16 protein-coding genes are annotated in these 18,505 nt (G+C 42.4%); 3 read left to right on the plus strand and 13 right to left on the minus strand.

Annotated features, from left to right (window positions below):
* Positions 1 to 58: 58 nt before the first annotated feature.
* Positions 59 to 1,465: a nicotinate phosphoribosyltransferase gene (locus tag ANSO36C_RS06760; protein WP_251958907.1), complete on the minus strand. Its 1,407-nt coding sequence runs from the start codon at positions 1,463 to 1,465 to the stop codon at positions 59 to 61.
* Positions 1,466 to 1,918: 453 nt separating this feature from the next.
* Here ANSO36C_RS06760 and ANSO36C_RS06765 point away from each other — a divergent pair, with 453 nt between their 5' ends.
* Positions 1,919 to 2,071 carry a hypothetical protein gene (locus ANSO36C_RS06765; protein WP_251958908.1) on the plus strand — a complete coding sequence of 51 codons (153 nt, stop codon included), beginning with the start codon at positions 1,919 to 1,921 and terminating at the stop codon, positions 2,069 to 2,071.
* A 734-nt stretch (positions 2,072 to 2,805) separates the two neighbouring features.
* Entirely contained in the window at positions 2,806 to 3,495 is a 690-nt protein-coding gene (locus ANSO36C_RS06770) for a PEP-CTERM sorting domain-containing protein (RefSeq protein WP_251958909.1), read from the plus strand.
* Positions 3,496 to 3,582: 87 nt separating this feature from the next.
* Here the strand turns inward: ANSO36C_RS06770 and ANSO36C_RS06775 are convergent, their stop codons facing one another.
* From ANSO36C_RS06775 to ANSO36C_RS06810, 8 genes are all read right to left on the minus strand, one after another.
* Positions 3,583 to 5,100: a trehalase family glycosidase gene (locus ANSO36C_RS06775; RefSeq protein ID WP_251958910.1), complete on the minus strand. Its 1,518-nt coding sequence runs from the start codon at positions 5,098 to 5,100 to the stop codon at positions 3,583 to 3,585.
* A gap of 97 nt (positions 5,101 to 5,197) precedes the next feature.
* On the minus strand, positions 5,198 to 7,996 hold the full coding sequence (treY, locus tag ANSO36C_RS06780) for a malto-oligosyltrehalose synthase (protein ID WP_251958911.1): 2,799 nt from the start codon (positions 7,994 to 7,996) through the stop codon (positions 5,198 to 5,200).
* Positions 7,997 to 8,484: 488 nt separating this feature from the next.
* Positions 8,485 to 10,332: a malto-oligosyltrehalose trehalohydrolase gene (treZ, locus tag ANSO36C_RS06785; protein WP_251960265.1), complete on the minus strand. Its 1,848-nt coding sequence runs from the start codon at positions 10,330 to 10,332 to the stop codon at positions 8,485 to 8,487.
* A gap of 183 nt (positions 10,333 to 10,515) precedes the next feature.
* Positions 10,516 to 11,613 carry a helix-turn-helix domain-containing protein gene (locus ANSO36C_RS06790; protein ID WP_251958912.1) on the minus strand — a complete coding sequence of 366 codons (1,098 nt, stop codon included), beginning with the start codon at positions 11,611 to 11,613 and terminating at the stop codon, positions 10,516 to 10,518.
* Positions 11,603 to 11,827, minus strand: a complete 225-nt coding sequence (locus tag ANSO36C_RS06795; RefSeq protein ID WP_251958913.1) for a hypothetical protein — start codon at positions 11,825 to 11,827, stop codon at positions 11,603 to 11,605. The genes ANSO36C_RS06790 and ANSO36C_RS06795 overlap by 11 nt, the downstream gene beginning before the upstream one ends.
* A gap of 259 nt (positions 11,828 to 12,086) precedes the next feature.
* Positions 12,087 to 12,500 carry a thiol-disulfide oxidoreductase DCC family protein gene (locus ANSO36C_RS06800; protein WP_251958914.1) on the minus strand — a complete coding sequence of 138 codons (414 nt, stop codon included), beginning with the start codon at positions 12,498 to 12,500 and terminating at the stop codon, positions 12,087 to 12,089.
* A 267-nt stretch (positions 12,501 to 12,767) separates the two neighbouring features.
* Positions 12,768 to 13,541: a hypothetical protein gene (locus ANSO36C_RS06805; protein ID WP_251958915.1), complete on the minus strand. Its 774-nt coding sequence runs from the start codon at positions 13,539 to 13,541 to the stop codon at positions 12,768 to 12,770.
* A gap of 205 nt (positions 13,542 to 13,746) precedes the next feature.
* Positions 13,747 to 14,154, minus strand: a complete 408-nt coding sequence (locus ANSO36C_RS06810) for a hypothetical protein (protein WP_251960266.1) — start codon at positions 14,152 to 14,154, stop codon at positions 13,747 to 13,749.
* Between the two features lie 67 nt (positions 14,155 to 14,221).
* On the opposite strand from ANSO36C_RS06810, the gene ANSO36C_RS06815 reads away from it, so the two are divergent.
* Positions 14,222 to 14,887, plus strand: coding sequence for a class I SAM-dependent methyltransferase (locus ANSO36C_RS06815; RefSeq protein WP_251958916.1), 666 nt, complete (start codon positions 14,222 to 14,224; stop codon positions 14,885 to 14,887).
* A 50-nt stretch (positions 14,888 to 14,937) separates the two neighbouring features.
* On the opposite strand, the gene ANSO36C_RS06820 is transcribed toward ANSO36C_RS06815, so the two are convergent.
* The 4 genes from ANSO36C_RS06820 to ANSO36C_RS34765 all read right to left on the minus strand — a co-directional run bounded on the left by ANSO36C_RS06820 (position 14,938) and on the right by ANSO36C_RS34765 (position 18,345).
* Positions 14,938 to 16,626, minus strand: coding sequence for a fasciclin domain-containing protein (locus ANSO36C_RS06820; protein WP_251958917.1), 1,689 nt, complete (start codon positions 16,624 to 16,626; stop codon positions 14,938 to 14,940).
* Positions 16,627 to 17,353: 727 nt separating this feature from the next.
* Entirely contained in the window at positions 17,354 to 17,860 is a 507-nt protein-coding gene (locus ANSO36C_RS06825) for a GNAT family N-acetyltransferase (protein WP_251958918.1), read from the minus strand.
* A gap of 99 nt (positions 17,861 to 17,959) precedes the next feature.
* Positions 17,960 to 18,208: a M14 family zinc carboxypeptidase gene (locus ANSO36C_RS06830; protein WP_251958919.1), complete on the minus strand. Its 249-nt coding sequence runs from the start codon at positions 18,206 to 18,208 to the stop codon at positions 17,960 to 17,962.
* The gene (locus ANSO36C_RS34765) at positions 18,196 to 18,345 is read right to left on the minus strand and encodes a M14 family zinc carboxypeptidase (RefSeq protein ID WP_410174709.1); all 150 of its coding nucleotides are present in this window, start codon (positions 18,343 to 18,345) and stop codon (positions 18,196 to 18,198) included. Before ANSO36C_RS34765 ends, ANSO36C_RS06830 begins: the two co-directional genes overlap by 13 nt.
* Between the last annotated feature and the right edge of the window lie 160 nt (positions 18,346 to 18,505).

The raw sequence follows: 18,505 nt of genomic DNA on the forward strand, positions 1-18,505 counted from the left end.
GGCTTCGCCCCGCTTCGCTAACGTAATTCGTAATTAAGACAGACTGAAAGAGTACTTCTTACCTCTGTGTTCTCTGTGCCTCTGCGGTTCGTTTCTTAGTCTTCTCCGTCAACACCCGTAACCCCTCAGAAATTTCCACTTCTACAGCCACCGGATGATCCAAAAGCCGTGTCTGTTGTGGCAAACTAGCAACTGAAGCGGCGGTACGTTGACGAATTGTTGCCAAAGACTCTAACGGTTGCACCCGTTGACCTTCCTGCACTACCAATTGCAACAAAGGTTCTTCATCCACAGGAATTTCACCTAAAAGTCCCAACCTGTCTGCTTTTACCTTACCTCCCGTAAACGAGCGAAAAATCTGCTTGCGCCCTGGATAAGTAACTTTACCACTAGACTGCTTCATCACTGGGATACCATCAATGTCTACAAGTTTATAGACTCCATTTACAGGCGAACCTGTAACTAGTCGCGTTCCCAGTCCGTAACCATCAATCTCAGCGCCAGCAGCTTTTAATCTGGCAATTTCCCACTCATCCAAGTCGCCACTGGCAAAAATTGGCACACCAGGAAGGAGCGATCGCACCTGTTTTGATAAGGTAACTAAATCTCCTGAGTCCAATCTCACTCCTGTTAATTGCATTTCCCCGGAATTTACTTTTTCGGCCAAGCGCCCGGCAGCAGCGATGGTATCGTAAGTATCAATCAGCAATGGCGCACCCGGAAAATATCGATGAAATGCACTAAAAGCTTGTTCTTCAGTGCCTTCTATTGCTGACAACGCCATCACCAGGGCGTGTGCCATCGTACCACTTGGCTGTTGTCCTAGTTGTAGCGCTGCTAACACATTGGAAGTGGAATCTAACCCACCCGCTAACGCCGCCCGCGCCGCCCACAATGACCCTTGGGGACTAAATGCTCGTCTTGTGCCAAATTCTAAAAGTGTTGCTGATTCCCCCGCTACATCCCGCAACCGGGCTGCTTTTGTGGCAATCAGAGTCTGGTAATTAATCGTATTCAGGAGGTAAGTTTCCACTAGTTGCGCTTGCCAAAGGGGTGCTTCTACTCGCAACAGGGGTTGATTGGCAAACACAGCTGTCCCTTCTGGTACTGCCCAAACATCACCCGTAAATTTACCCTCAGCTAAAAGTGACCAAAAGCGATCGCCTGCATGAGCAAAAATTCCCGTTGCTTGTAATGCTGCAATTTGCGCGGAACTAAAGCGAATTTTGGCTAAATATTCCAATGCCTGCGTCAGCCCCATTGCAATTAAATAACCAAAACCCTCTGGCAATCGTCTAACAGACAACTCAAAGCTGGCCCGTCGTTGTTCGATACCTTCGCCTGTGTAACAAGCTGCCATCGTCAATTGATAAAGGTCGGTCAGCAAGCTGTAATCATCCGCAGAAAGGTTTAGTTCCTGGTTGTGCTGGTTTTGCTGTTTATATACATAATCCAAAGTTGTCATGCAAGAGCTTCCTTACAAGATGCTTCTTTTATTTATGGTAATATTTACCATAAATAATGTCAACTCCCGGCAAGTATATTTTCTGAGATTGCCGTATAACAATAGATTTATAGGCAAATTAATACTAACTTCATAGAATACTTAATATTTTTTAATAGTAGGAGCTAACAATAATGTTAATGAAATAAGGCGGCTAATGAAGGGAAACAATATCCTGTCAGAGAAAGTTTGTTTTGCTTTGCTCTTTTCCCAACTGGGGTTGAAGAAACAACTATGTTACAATTAGAATCAAAGGCAAAAGTTTGAGTTTTTGACAAGCTAAAGTATTGAGAAGTTATCTGAATAAACATTGCATATAGTCTCAATATATTGAGAATAAGAGCCAGCCTTGAATATCAGTATTAGAGTATAGGTAGCACAATTAAAGCGGCTCGAAAAACGGAGTCCAATATTATGGCTATTTCCCGAATCATTGCGAATATAACTCAGTATATTTCTGAAGCTGCAATGCGGATTTTTGGGCCTAATGATGACGCTTATCCTGCTACAGGCGTACAACCTTTTACAGGTGAGCCTTACGATAAGCGTAGAGATGATACTTGGTAAGTGTTGATAAAGAATACAATACTCAAAATTCAGAATAATTCAGAATAATTTAGAATACAGACGAGGGGATTCAGCACACGATTTATTCGTCTAAAGTGATTGAGTTTGTAGGTTGAAATTGAAGTTAGCGAATCTCAAACTGTTATTGGCTTTTTACCTCGCCATTACGCACAGATATTAGTCAGGTAATTGCGTACCCTTTGCTAATTCCTTTTTCGATAGACTAAATCCTTATACCTTTTTTTATATTTACCCCCCTGTAGTCCCCTTTTGCTAAGGAAAAACTACAGGGGGGTTTTATAACGCGCATCTTTATACAGGATTGGTATCAATACGGTTCGGTTAACAAAGTTATCTGTTGAGGTGAGATGTTCTTTAGCAGAGGGAGAAGAGAAATTGCTTAATAAGAACTCTCTTCTCTCCCCTGCTTATCCGAACCTTGTTGGGATTGGTATTACGTAGAGACATTGCGATTGCACATCTTTGTAATGCTGAATTAAAAGAATAATTATGAAGAAATTATCGCTTCATACCATTTTTTAAATAACTATAAAATAATTTTCTAATTTTTCGGTAAATTTTCTGTGAATTTTTTATAGCTATTTTTTCCTTATTGCTGCTTTATATGAGCAAGAGAATCAATAAAATTTTGATGAAATCAGTCAGTAAATCTACTTGTTTAAAGAAAAAAGAACTAATTTAATATTGACGGCGAAATAAATGGATTTACTGAGATGAAAGTTACCACGATTGCTTCTCTTCTTTTGGCTGGAATTGGAGCTACTGTTATTGCAACCTCTGCACCAGCTTCGGCTGCAACTTTTGGTTTTCAAAATATTCCAGGAGGTGATACTGTTGGTGATGCTTTTGCTAAAGATTTTTTACTTGATGTAACTGACAAGGGAGGTGGTACAGTTTTATTCAAATTTTTGAATAATGCTTCTACTACTTTTTCGAACCCAGCTTTGAAACAGGTCGCTTTTAGCCTTGACAATAGTGTATCTAGTCTTTTGTCTAACATCAAGCTGAATATAAATAATACTGGTAATGTTCTGTTTGAAAAAAGTACTCAAAATTTGTCGCAAAGTAACAATATTTCTGGATGGGATGGTACAACCTTTGGTGCAGATCCAGACGGTGGTAACTCCAAAGCAGTACAATCTGGAGAATCTTTAGGTATTACATTCACTGCTAACTACAATGCTGTTCTTGCAGCTATCAATGCTGGTACGTTGAAGCTAGGTATCCATGTGGGCAGTCTTCCAGGGGGTGCTAGTGATAGCTATTTTAATAGTGTACCAACTTCCAGGACACCAGTTCCTGAACCATCTATTTTGTTTGGAGCAGGTTTAGCTTTTGGACTTGCTACCTTATTCAAAGGAAATCATGATAAAAAGTGGAAACAAGAAAAAATCAAAGCTTAATTATCAGTTTTGTTTTTTCTTTTTTAGCTCTTGAAATTTAAAAAATGAGTAAGTTCAGGGCGTGAGAAAAACCTCACGCCTTTTTATTTAAACTTTTTTCTCACCGCCTGCTAAAAGTTCCAGAATGACTCCGTTTGTCCAACCGAAGCCAACTTCGTTAGAACTATATCCAAAGGTGATTTCGTAGGAAACGTTGGCAGAACAGCGCTCAACATCATATTTTTCAACTAGGGTATTGTGACGCTCGAATTCTTTAATTACCATAGTCAGGAATTTGTTAGCAATGCGATCGCCTTCTGTATGAAACCCATAACGATGAAGTCCCTCGACAGCAATAAATGTCAATGGGGCCCAGCCGAAGGGAGCATCCCACTGGTTCCCGGTGACATGAGTACTGGTAAGAATTCCGCCTGGGGCTTCAAACAAAGAGAGGTTGTCAACGACGCGCTGGGCTTGGGCTTGAGAAGAAATTCCTAGCCACAGGGGATAGAATGTGGTAGCAAATTCGTAGCAACGGCGTTTTCCACTCTGGAAGTGATAATCGCAATAGAGTCCTCGTTCTTCATTCCAGAGAAATTGATCGATTCGATCGCGCCGATATGCGCTGCGATCGCGCCATTGTTTTTCTAGTTGCTCGTTCCCTAAAATAGCGTTAATTTGCGCTAAATCTTGTTCTACCTGATATAGCAAACTGTTGAGGCACACAGGAGCATAGTGGAGGATATCAGCACTGAAGGGGCCAAATCGGTTGGTGATATCAAAACCGGACTCGCGCATGGTGCGATCGCCCTTGTAAAATAGGTGGGTCAGTTTGTCATTTTCGCGATCGTAGTAAAGATTAACGTCGTAATCTTCAACCTCAAAGGTTTGGTAATATTCCTTGACGCGATCATAGTGGCTTTTTCCCTCATCATCGCGCTCGGAAAATAAAACTTCTGGCGCGGGGCCTTCGCCAAAGGCATAAAATCTGGATAAGCCGGTTCCAGAATTCAAATGGGGCGGTACTACCCAGTAATAGTAAAATTGTTCTAAAAGCGGTACGGTTGTCCTCAACCACTCTTCATCCTGGGTGTGCTGGAATAATGCCAAAACCATCATGCTGAGGACTGGAGGTTGCGATCGCGACAGCATATAAGTCCGGTTGGCATTGAGGATAGTGCCGTAATGCTTCACCTGGTACAAGAATTGATCTACCTGGCTTTGCGCTAGCTCCCATTCCTCGTCTTGCAGAAGTCCCAGTAATATAAAGTAGCTGTCCCAGCCATACATTTCGTTAAACCGACCACCTGGTACGACATAAGGCCCTGGTAGGTATAGTAACCCATGCTCTTTAATCGCTTCGACTTCTGACGGCAAAGTGCGAATTTCAATTTCTTGCATATCTTTGGAAGATAGCGATCGCTCTAACACTGTCTGAATGTCGGGACAATCTTCTAAGGGGGAAATGTAGACGATCCAGGGAGTGTCGGTTTTGTGGTCTAGTTTGGTATCTTTGGCAGATTGTAATAAGTGTTCGTGCGATCGCGTTAAGGTTTTCCAGGTTTTTTTGATATGGAGGCGTAGGGTGTCTATCTGCGTGGTGGTAAGTGTGGGGGAAGTGATCATAATTCAGAATTTTTTTTAACGCAAAGGGACGCAAAGGGAATCGCAGAGGTACGCAGAGGTTTTAGGGGTTTTCTCTGCGTGGGGTAGATTTATGTTTTTATTGGGCAGTACTAACTAATAGGGCGACTGGGAAATGGGCGAGGGCTGATCCGATAGATAGGGTTTGTGTGGTTTGTAGGGGTTGTTGAGTGATGACGTTTTTCCAGGTGGAGGGAGTTCCAGGGGGTAATTGTAGGTGCGTATCTTGCCATACTGACTCACCCAAGGGGTTTTCTCCTGGTTGGATGAGACTTGTTAAAAAACGAGGGGCGATCGCGATTGCTGTTTGATTACCTTCCCGTCGTGCAAAGGCGATAATGTGATTGGCGTAGGTTCCCTGTACTTCTAAGGGGAGATAGTCGCCGTCTTGGAATAATGAGACATAGTTTGTTCTGGCTTGGAGTAATTGAGCCGTTAAAAACAGTTTGATTCTGCCGTCGGTTTTATCACTCAGTAATTCTTGAATCAAACCTAGAATGTCGGTTTTCACCTGTTTGCGGATGGTGCTTAAGTAGGTGCGTCGCTGTTCAAAATCTACCGGGCGGCGATTGTCTGGATCGACTAGGCTTAGTTCCCAAAGTTCTGTTCCTTGGTATACATCGGGTACGCCGGGGGCGGTAATCTTCAGTATAGTTTGGGAAAGGGAATTGAAGATACCATACTCTGCAATTCGCCCTTGAAAGGGATGAAAGGCTTCTAAAAATTCGCTAGAGAGGGAAGGGTCAAGTACTTTCTCAATAAAGGAGGTACAAGCTTCTTCATATTCGCTATCAGGCCGCAACCATGCTGTATGCACTTTTGCTTCTCGAATTGCCTTTATTATATAGTCTTTCACCCGTTCCACGAAGGATGCATGGTCTTGTTCAGCAAAGGGAAATGCCCCTACTAAGGTTTGATAGAGAAAGTACTCATCGTTGCGATCGGGCATAGCAAAGCCCTGGCGATGGCTACGATGTCCTCGATTCATGGCACTCCAGGTGTTTACCTGCTGATCCCATTCATCGGGGATTTCTGAGAGGACATTCAATCTGGCGCGAACATCTTCGCCGCGTTTGGTGTCGTGGGTGGCGGTGGTGTTCATTGTGTGAGGCCAGGTTTCTTGGTGCTGTTTGTTAAAGGCATGAAATTTGGCTAAGTCGATGCCAAAATGACCAGGATTTCCCCCGACTTCATTCAGCGACAGCAAGCGATTGTAAACATATAATGTGGTGTCTTCAACGCCTTTTGCCATTAACGGCCCACTGTATTGCTGCATCCGCAAGACAAAATATATCCATTGTTCGCGTTCTGTTTGAGTCAGAGAATTATCAAACTCTAGCAGCATTAACTTTTCAATAAAAGTCAGTTCATTGTGCAACAGGGGCGTTTGTTTTTTGGCTTGATCAATTACTTCTTGAATGGTAGCGCGATCGCTATCTCCAATCCCATCGGGTGTAATATATGTGCGGTAAATCGGGAACAGTGTTAAAACTTCCGCGATCGCTCTTTTTAATCCATTGAGTGTAAAATCATTGCCATAGCGATATTTGCTGGAAACATTCTTTAACAAAAGTGCCAGATTGTCAATGTCACCTGCTAAATTCTTTTCCAAAATTAAGTGCTTTTTATCTTTCACTACTGAGGCATAATCTATTCTGGAACTGATAAAGTTTTGGTAAATTTTATCCAACGATGATTCATTTTCTGTTTGACAAAATACGCCATTTACATAGTTGAGAAAATCATAACCAGACGTTCCTTCAATTGCCCAGTTTTCCGGCAATTCTTCGGTGATTTCTAAAATCTTCTCGACGGTGATATAAACATCTCCCATCTTTTCCCGCAGCCTTTCTAAATACTGGATTGGGTTATAAAGCCCATCAATATGGTCAATCCGTAAACCAGTAAATTTGCCTTCTTCAACCAGCTTCTGAATTAGGCTGTGGGTATTATTAAAAACCCGCACTTCTTCAACTTTAACGGAAATCAGTTCATTGACAGTAAAGAAACGGCGGTAGTTCATTTCCTCCGCGCCAACTTTCCAGAAGGCGAGGCGGTAAAACTGGTCATTAAGTAATTCATCTAGGAGGTTATAGCTTTCTGAATTACCGAGTTCACCGTTGAAAGTTTTGATATTTTCGTCAATGAATTCGCGGATGGTGTCGTTTGTGGTGTAGAGTTCCCAAACCAAGCCTTTAATAAATGCAATTTGGTCTTGTCGCTGTTTTCCTGCAACTTCTGAAGGTACATTTTTGAGAATGTAGAGAATTCCCAATAGCTTAATAAAATCAGGATGATTGCGTCCCAGTGTGCGCGTGAGTTGACCCAGATTATGGGTGATAAATTTTGTGTAAGATTCTAACCGGAGTGGTAATTTTAAGCTGTAATAGTTGACAGTTAAACCGTTTTGTTCGTATTGCAGTTGAATATGTCCGTTTTCTAGGGATGCACCATAGAAATCTCCCAACAACGGCGCGAGAATTCGCTCTTGGCGATCGCCAAAGGGAGCATTCCAAGAAACATCGAAGTAGTCGGTATAGATAGAGTCTGGGCCGTGTTCCAATACGTCCATTAAATAATCGTTTTCGCTGCTATAGGCCATGTGGTTGGGCACAATATCTTGTAACCAGCCCATACCAAGAGATTGGATTTCATTAACTAATGCATCAAAAGATTCATTAGTTCCAAGTTCTGGGTTAAGTTGAGTGGCATCTACTATATCGTAGCCGTGTGTACTTCCGGATCGTGCTTTAAAAATGGGTGAAGCATACAAATCGGAAATACCTAAATCTGCTAGATAAGCTGCGATCGCTTTGGCGTTGTCAAAGCCAAATTGAGGTGTAAACTGGATTCGATAAGTGGCGGTAGGAATTCGCATATTTTTTTAGTGGGGGATAAGGGAGATGAGGTTTTGAGGATAAACGCTGAACCTTTTAGAGGATGTTTGAAAAGTCCTAAGCGTATTACCCCCCTTAATCCCCCCTTATAAAGGGGGGAAAGAAGAAATCTAGTTCCCTCCCCTTTACAAGGGGAGGGTTAGGGTGGGGTTAGGGGAGATAAATAAGTGCCTAACATCACAGTCAACCATTTTTAAAACAACCTTTTAGCTCAAACCTTAAGCCTTGTTGCTCGAACCTTAAGCTTATTGCTCGAACGTTAAGTCTTCTAGCTCGAACGTTAAGTCTTCTAGCTCGAACGTTAAGTCTTCTAGCTCGAACGTTAAGTCTTCTAGCTCGAACGTTAAGTCTTCTAGCTCGAACCTTAAGTCTTATTGCTCAAACTTTAAGTCTTCTAGCTCGAACCTTAAGCCTTATTGCTCTAACGTTAAAGTTATAAGGCTGAAACTTTAAGCTCTAACTCTCCCCCTCATCCTTTTTCATAGAGTACTAAACTAGTAGGTTGCAATTTTACTTCTTGTCCCACAGACAGATGTTCAGCAGCTTCTGAACCATGCCCAAACCATGAGGTATCAGCAGAGTCTAACAATTTATTAGCATTTTGCTCAAACGGCAAATTCACTGTCACTGGAGACGAATTGAAATTCATCACAAATATTAGTTCACTCGATTCGCACCAACGGCGCACGATGACCAACTGCTTATCTTTATCGCTAGTCGCTTTGATAGAGTTGCGCTCTTGATTCAAAAGGGCTGGATGCGTCTTACGTAAATTAATTAACTGGCGATACCAATCCCACAGAACTTTGTGTTTACCGTCATTGCGTAATTCCCAATTGAGTTTAGACTTTAGGAAAGTTTCTGCCGATTCGGGATCTGGGGGATCATCTGCATAGTGAAATGCTTCAAATTCTTGTTTGCGTCCGGCTTGAACTGCTTGAATTAAATCGGGATCGGAGTGACTGACAAAGTAAATGAAGGGTGCTGTTTCGCCGTATTCTTCTCCCATGAATAACAAGGGTAAATTGGGCGACAGCAACACAGCGCCAGCAGCTAACTTTAATCCCTCAAAAGAGATTCGCTGGCTGAGGCGTTCTCCTTTCATTTGATTGCCGATTTGATCGTGATTCTGAATACAGATTGTAAATTGTGATAGGGGGCGATCGCGGCAAGATACGCCATGAAATCTCTTGCGGTGTGGTGCGTACTTCCAATCGTAGACAAAAGTATCTTCATAAGCTTTTGCCAACTGAGCTACTTGCCCAAAATCTTGATAATATCCTTGGCGATCGCCTGTCAACAGTGCGTGCAATGAATGGTGAAAATCATCACTCCACTGGGCATCAAGTCCATATCCACCCAATTCTACTGGACGAATTATTTGCGGATTATTCATATCACTTTCGGCAATTAAATGGCGTTTCCATTTTTGCCCTTGTTGTGAAAAATGATGAACTGCTTCCGCCAATTCCCACAGAAAATGCTTCGCTCCCAAATCGTAAATTGCTTGAATAGCATCCAGCCGCAATGCATCTATGTGGAACTCGCCCAACCAGTAAAGCGCATTTTCGATAAAATAATTTCTCACACCTTGACTATGGGCATCGTCGAAATTCAGCGCTTCGCCCCAAGGTGTTTTATAAGTTTTAGTAAAGTAGGGCGCGAACTGACTCACATAATTGCCTTCTGGCCCAAAGTGGTTATACACCACATCCAGTACTACAGCAATTCCGTGTTGGTGGCAAGCATTTACCAGTTGTTTCAGTTCGGCTGGGCTACCGTAAGAATTTTGCACAGCATAAGGGTAAACGCCGTCATAACCCCAGTTGCGATATGCAAGAGTTGCTTCAATATGGGTATCTCCCGGAAACTGGGAGATGGGCATGATTTCAATGGCGTTAATTCCCAGTTCTCTCAGTTCCGGTAAGCGGGGAATAATAGCGGTGAAAGTTCCTTCAGGCGTGAATGTTCCAACATGGAGTTCGTAGAAAATCATTGACTCCACAGGAATACCAGTCCACCCTTCATCAGTCCAATCAAAGTGTTGATCGACAATTTGCGACGGCCCATGCACCCCTTCTGGTTGATACTGCGACGCGGGATCGGCAAAAGCGTCTTGCCCATTTAAGACATACCGATAAAGTGTGCCTGGATACACATCATTGACTTTCGTCTGCCAATATCCCTCAGACTGAGGCTTGAGGGGAATTAACTGCTGTTCTGGCGTCAAAATTTGTACAGTGACGCTCTCTAATAGCGGAGACCAAACTGTAAATTCACATTCTCCGTCACCCAAGTAGTTAGCACCTATTCTCACGCAGTATCCTCCCATCAGTTTCAGTTTGTTGTGCCGAATCGTGGCGCAATCGCAAATGTCATTGATTGCAAAATGTTTACAAACACGCTAGATAGCATAATGGTTGGTCTAGCAGAGTTTTTGCTAGCACCTGGAGGCGGATTTTTGTACTGAAAAAGTCTATCTAATTAGCTATTCATCATCTCACGCCCACTCAAGCTTTTGTTTGAGATCATTGCAGTGGCTAGGCGGTAATAAATTATCGTGCTGAAGTCTACCAACTAAAATCCCTGGTGCAATGCCGATTTCAGCAGCAAACTGAATAATATTTGCTTTACTGAATTGTTGAACTGATGCCAGAAATATTTTCAAATCGGCAGGGGGGATGAGTATATCCGCAGCGAATTTGTTTGCTTCTTCCTCCTTTTCTTGATCATTGACAGATGCAACACCTGTACCCTCAAGAAAGAAATCACGCTTACCATGCAGCAAAATGTGACCAGCTTCATGGAAGAAAGTAAACCATAAATGGTCATCAGTCTTGTAGCGCAAACTGAGTTGAATCAGTGCTTTATCAGGATTCAACCAATGAGTTGCTCCACTGGTTCGTGTTTTAGGAAGTTGTGGTACAAAAACTACAGCAACACCAGCTTCTGCACACAGACGCTTCACTTTTAGCTGGAAAATTTCTGGTGGTTCCACAGTTAAAGCGCGGATTTTTTGCAGTGCTTCCTGAAACTTTTTGGCATCATAGGGAGCACAAGCAATCTCAGATGCTTCAATTTCTCCTCGACGCAGCCAAGCGGTAATAGCACCAAGGTCACTTTGAAATGCTTGAGATTTACGAAAATTTATATGAGTCTTCAACCATATTCCCTCCCAATTTTCAGGGGAGGTAACGGCGAAAAAATTTAGCACTTCCCGCAGTTGCTCAACTTTGTCCCGACAGAGGCGAATCCAGCCAGACTTAATCATGGCTGTAACAGGAATTCCTTTAAGCCATGCTACTTGCTTTTCTAAGCGCTCTTTTTCTTCCTGTTGCGCTAAAAATTCTCGGTATCGTCGTTCGCGGTTGTTCCAAAAACTAGCTGGTATATTAAATACCAGTTCTAGCTGTAATGCAGTTTCAGGGGTAATTGCTGCTTTACCACTAATAATTTCGTTAATTGTTTTTTTAGGTCTTCCAGTCCGTTCTGCCAGTTCTGCTTGGGTCATCCGCCGTTCTTCCAGAACTTCTAGTAGAGTATCCCCTGGAGGGGAAACATAATCTGGACTGTACTGATTTTGAATTTTATTTTCCATGTGTATTCTCCACGCCGAGTATTTCAACGGCAGTAACTTTATTCCAGTCAAGTCCACCATCTGGTTTGAGCGGAATTGGTTGATCTGCTGGTTCAAAGATCAACCTATATGGCCCATCTAAGTCCAGTGATAACTGACCTGCGCGGTTTTGATGCAGTTCGTGGCAATTCCCTGGAAGATTTCGCGTATCCTCAAGTATGTTGGCATCACGCAAGATGTCGAGCCTTAGCTCAATGAGTTTCGCCCTGTTTAGACCGTGTTTTTGTACTAGGAGGCTGTGTTTATTGCACTCTTTCTGAAATTTTTTGTTTCTAAATACAATATCCATTATACCACCATTCTAAAATATTATTAACCTCAAGGGTTAACAATATTTTAGGTTTAAAAATCAAAAATGATAGTAATCCTCCGGAAATGGGAGTTATCGTATTGAATACTAGAACTTATGTACTAAAGCTAGCTCAGTCTCAAAGTTACTCATTACCCGCTTTGCAGCTACCATCCACACAGTATGCCGATTGATATGTATTAGAACGCTTACCAAATATGGTGTAGCGATTATCGCGGATTTGTTCGTAAAAGCGATCGCCTGCCCATTTCATCCCCGGTAAGGCTCGATAAGCGTCTACAAAAATACTTCCTGCTGGCAATAATCGCCCAATTTCTTCAGCTGCATCACTACCTTGCCAACGTCTTTGAGGTTCGTTACCATCAATTAAAATCATCCCTTGTTCACAGTCTTGGGCTGTAATTCCCCACTGTAAAAGTGTTTGCTCATCTTGCATGGGACTGTAGCGAAACAGCTTTCCTTGGTCTAAGGTTTCTAGCGATCGCACTAAGGTAACGCAGAGATTACAATTGCCATCGTAGATTACGTAGTAATTCATAAAAATAACTGAGTTGTCAGATGTGTATAAATACAACTTTGGTATTCTAGCTTAGAAAACTGTAGCCTAAGCACGGTATGTTCTCTACGGGTGTACTTTACAACGCTACATTTGCCTGATTATTGCTTATGATCAACTTGTTTCATCGATACTGCTTTCTGCCTTCTGCCTCCTGAAGAAATAACGAACCGCAGAGGCACGGAGGGCACAGAGAAATCAGAGTTTGAGAGATATTTTGCGTAAGTTCTAGAGTTATTGGAGCAATAATTAAGCAGTCTTAAAAAATCGAATAATTTCGCGGACATGATCGAGAAATTGCCCGTCGGTGGAAAGTTGCGCGATCGCATTTCTGGCTTCTCTTCCCAAACGCTCATGTTCAGTCTGATTTGTCGCTCGTAATTCTTCTAAATTAGCCGCAATTCGAGCTAAATCTCTACGAGTCTCTTCGGCAAAGCGTTGTTGAGTTGCGGGTAATGAATAGGGTTGTTCTGCGTTGAGTTGATCTTCCAATGACTGGATTTTTTGTTCCAATATAGAGAAGCGATCGCGCAGTTCAAAAATATCTTCACGCGGATACTTCCATTCTTGACGAATCATCGCTAACCGTGCATATAAATACTCATAAGCGCGAATTGCTGGACGCAGAATTGTTAATAACAAAGCTGCACCAGAACTTATATATCCCACCGTACTAATACCAGTGGCAGCAAGAGTATAAAGACCAATGGCTGAGAATAAGTGTAAAGCAATGGCAACCCAAAGCGATCGCTTTGCCAACACTGTGACATACTTCACTTGTTTCTCATCGACTGGAATTCCTCTCTCAGTTGATTGTGCTGCCTCTGCTAAGACTTCTTTGGCTTGAAAATGCACATTCCACGGGACGGTAACAATTACCAATAGCCACCAAAAACTTGCACCACCAATCACCCAATCAAGAAAGTTACCAGCAGGGATGTGCAACCATTGCAGTAAGCCAAAAGCCGTTAGCACCACAACCACAATTCCGGCAATGGAACTGATGAAAAAGTTAATATACATTTTACCCTGTCTCCGGTGAAACTATCACCTCGATCATGACTGTACCCTAGCAGTTATACGTAAATAATTGTGCTGGTTTTTCTATTTGCACACACCAGCTTTTTGATGAAATAGCTACGCCGATTAGGTTGAGTCTCTTTGCTACCTTTTTGGAAAAAGTCGCAACAGAGATGATTGTGATGGTTTTTGTAGTTGCACAAACCAGCTATTGAATGAGATAACTACGCCAAATTGGTTGAGTATCTTTACTACCTTTATCTGGAAGCAGCAATCGCCAAGTTTTACCTTCTTGCTGAATTTGCAGGTAAACATCAAAGGGTTTTTTTGCTTGCGTCAACTGTCGTTTTGGTAGCTTAATAATCAAGTCGTAGGTTCCCCGAACGTGGAAAGCTGGTAAATTTTCAATCGTTAGAGGTTGTTCCTGGGCAATTGATAGCCGCTTGATTTCAAATCCTTGAAAATCTAGATCCAACTGTTGGCTAAGTTTTTGTTGAGTTTGCTCTAGCCCAAGTGCGATCGCTTTTTGCACTAAATCGTTTGTCGGTAGCAGTCCAATACTGCCACAAGCTGTTACTAGCACTAGCAATATTGCTGTCAAAACTAACCGCACCATGTTATTCCTGAGATTCCACTTATCAGCGATAGTATAACTGTAGATTCTCTCAATTCTCTCATCTACCATGCCAAAACAGTCTATAGGTCTTGATAACCAACTGTACAATTATCTTTTATCAGTTTCGCTACGAGAACCAGAAATTCTTGGGAAGTTACGCCAAGAAACCGCCAATCATCCCCAGAGGGGAATGCAGATTTCACCAGAACAAGGGCAGTTTATGAGCCTTCTGGTGCAGTTAATTGGAGCGAAGAAAACCCTAGAAGTTGGAGTTTTTACAGGTTATAGCTCACTTTCTGTAGCTTTAGCACTACCGCCTGATGGCAAGATTATCGCTTGTGATGTGAGTGAAGAATTTACTGCGATCGCCCGACGGTATTGGCAGAAAGCTGGGGTTGCTGATAAAATCGAGCTGCGATTAGCACCAGCTTTGGAAACTTTAGATCAGCTATTGGCAACTGGGCAAGCTGAGACTTATGATTTTGCCTTTATTGATGCTGATAAAGAAAATTATGATGGATATTATGAGCGATCGCTGCAATTAGTACGTCCAGGTGGATTAATTGCTATTGATAATGTTTTATGGTCGGGACAAGTAGCTGAAGATCAATATCAAGATGAAAGCACCCAATCTATCCGGGCGCTCAACAAAAAGTTACATCATGACGAACGAATAACACTCTCCCTTGTCCCCATCGCCGATGGACTTACTTTAGCCATCAAGCGGCCCTAAATAGGGACGCACAACTGTGCGTCCCTACCGCGTGTTGATACTGTTAACTCTTAGAAGTTGTAGCCAAGTCCGAATAGTAGCCCAACATCAGTTTCATCCATAAAAGCAGCATTTACAGCACCTGTCAGCGTAAACCGAGTACCCAGAGGAACGTCTACACCACCAGTTAGCAGTAATCCAAAATCAGTATCAAGATTAGCTTCAATAGCTACGCCAGCACCTACGTAAGGAGATATAGCAAAGGTTCTTTGTCCCACCTCAGCTCCTGCTTGGGGAGAAAAATCCAAAGTCAATGGAACCAAAAATATTGTATCGTCTCCAAATAAAACTGATGGCCGCACTGATATATTGCGTGTCAGACCAACTTTACTGATTACTGCAAAGTTACCGTCACTCAAAGCTGTATCGCTGCCGCTCAAACCAATGTTACCAGCAACACCGATATAGCTTCTGCCACCACGAGTAGCTCTACCTACTGTAGTATCAGTTGTACCATCTGTGTTTCCTGTTGGTGGCTGATTTAACTGACTAATATTAACATCAGCTGGGATCAGGACTTGGTTAATTGCATGGATAATACCATTGCTAGCTTTCACGTCTGCCTGGAGAACTCTGGCATTATTCACGCCGACTTGATTGTTAGCGGTATCGATTTGAATATTTACCGGTGTTCCTTCATCGGTTCTCAGTTCCCCAGCCGAAAGTTGACTGGCAGTTACCGCACCGGGAACTACGTGATATCTCAAAATCTTAATTAATGCATCTCTATTCTCTGGTTGCTGTAACTGTTGTAAAGTAGCAGCAGGTAAAGCAGCAAATGCTTGATCGGTGGGAGCGAAAACTGTATAAGGCCCCGCCTGTTGCAGAACATCAGCTAAACCCGATGTCTTTAATAAAGAAGTCAGAGTGGTAAAAGAAGTACTGGATGCAGCAAGAGAAACAATATCAGTACCGGTTTGAGTACCGCCAGGAGTTCCAGCTACGACATACTGACTAGCTGGAAGATTACTAGCAATGGGTTGCACCCGTCCTTGTCTAGCCAAAGCTTGATATAAAAGTGCTGCGGCTTCAGCACGAGTCAGGGACTGTTGCGGATTGAGTTGTTTTACATCTGGGTAGTTGACAACAAGATTACCTTGTGTTGCTGCTGCCACACTTCCAACAGCGTAGTCTGGGATAGCTGAAGCGTCGGTGTAGTAAGTACTAAGAGTACTTGTATCGCCACCAGATAAACCCAAGCCATTACTTAAAGCAACGATTCCCTGTACTCTGGGTATTTGTTGATTTGGTCTAAACACGTTCCCAGGATAGCCTGCTAAAAATCCAGTTTCGTAGGCGCTTTGAATTGCAGAAGCCGCCCAGTAGCCAGCAGGAACATCACTAAATCCACCTGGGCTTAATTGCCGAACTCGGTTTTGGTTGCCGAAAGCTTTTTGAATCAAGGCGGCAAATTCAGCACGAGTCACAGGTTGATTCGGTCTAAAACTGCCATCAGGAAAGCCACTAATGACGTTATTTTCAGCTAAAACTTGAATGAAAGGACGCGCCCAATAATCTGAGGAAACATCAGACAAGTTAACTGTTGAAGTTGGTGATGGGGTTGTAGATGGGGTTGTAGATGGAACAGTGGTTTGGGATAAAGCTGGGCTAGAAATTACGATGGGACTTATTATAGCTGTGGTCATTCCCAGAACTAGCAAAGCAATCTTTGTTGATGACCAGGGAAACAAACTAGACATGGAAATATCCTCTTTTGAATTTTTTGGGTTGACTATTGGGAAATACTGAATGCAACTTAAGTGAATACAAATATCCAGATAGTTATTTGGTTTACCTCGATATGAAACCCGTTAACTCTGGAAAATTAAAATGCGGGAGATTATGAGTAGCTGCTTTGACATCTCATAACATTTATCCTAATGTTCACTACAGATGGTATAGGAATCTTATTTGTTTTTTCAAAAACCGCAGATGACACTAAAAATAAGCAGGCATACTGTGGTAATGTGGTAGATTGCAACAATAAAGATAATTAGTGCAAGTAGGCGATTTCATTATTTCTAAAATTGCAGCCAAGCAGTAAGATAATTGGCCTTAAATAGCCGTATCTTTAGAATTGCCGAGGAGAGTTAATGCCGTCAAGCTCAATGCATCATGATTTGTAGCAAGATTTAATAAGTAAAATGTGTCTTGGCCATATAATGTATTATTAGTCTTTAATCCTGATTATACAACTAACTCAGGGCTAGATTTTAAGGAAACACTTTCACTCTTTAGATAGTTGTCCCCGATGGTAAATTTCAAAATATTAAACTGAAAATTAGCGATCGCAATCAAAAATTTCCAGCCTGATTGACCCAATATTTTTGCCTAAGAATTAAGTTTTTTGCAAAAGACAATTTTATGAAAAGGAATCCAAAGATAGATTAGGCTTTTTAAAAGCTGTCCAATCTGGATGAACCTTACTTATAACTCCTCTGGAGGTAGGGCAATAAATCCGGTTTTTAGTCTACGCTTAAACCCTACTTTTTCATAGAAGTGCAAAGTCTCCTCGCGTTTTGAGCCACTTAAAAGCATCACTTTATAACACTGTTGCTCCCATGCCAAAGCTAAGGCATAGTGCAGCACTTGCGTACCTAATCCCTGCCGTCGATAATCGGGGTGAGTGACAACATTTTCAATAATCCCGTAGGGACGTGCGCCACGCGTCAAGTTGGGAACAATGGTTAAGTTACACGTTGCTACTAACTGATTAGCAAGATCAGCTACAACGTAATACAAACGGGGATCATGTAAAATCTTATCCCAAATGGATTGTAAAACATCGTCAGCAGGTAGAGGTGCATCGACAGGATTTAGGTGGTGATACAACGCCAGAAGTTGAGGAAGTTCGTCGCGTCTAATCAGGCGAACGATCCCAGAGAATTTGCGATTGCTTCGTTTCACTCGCAATGACATCTTATATTTAATCATGCCTACCCACTTAATACGCGATAATATTGACCACCTATTTCTATTGATTCACGTCGCACTAACAGCCGTGGTTCAGTAGGGCAGACTTTCCAAGCCCCATTAATTAGCATCGGGGATTCGCATTAGTAAAATCCGACCATAGCCATCGATATCTTCTATCACTAACCCGTCGTTACGTTCCTCATCATGGGGATAGGGACGAGTACCGGAGCGAATAAATTTCGGTTTGTCAGCCAATGCCAACTTAGCACCATCAAGATTAACACGGGGGCAAATGTAGAAGGTGCGAGTATCCAAACAACGGGTAATTTCTGAGTGAGTACCGTAAGCTGTAACTAATGTTTGCATGACGGTGCTAGTTCAGTGGCGTGGATGTTGTCATCAACCCAAAGGGCAGGTTTTTCTTGATGTGCAGCAGTGGCAAAATTGGTAACTGTGAATAGCCAGATGTCACGCCCTTCGTAACTTTTGCCAATACTTTCGATGCGTACTAGCTGGGGAAATTCCTAGGTCTTCATAACGACAGTATTTATCAAACTGAATATCTGGCATAACAAACCTCCCCATTACGAATTACGTTAGCGTTAGCGAAGCGGTAGCGACTAATCGAGCGTCCGCAGCAGCGTCATTACGAATTACGAATTA

The sequence above is a fragment of the Nostoc cf. commune SO-36 genome (assembly GCF_023734775.1).
In the GTDB taxonomy this organism is placed as follows: Bacteria; Cyanobacteriota; Cyanobacteriia; order Cyanobacteriales; family Nostocaceae; genus Nostoc; species Nostoc commune_A.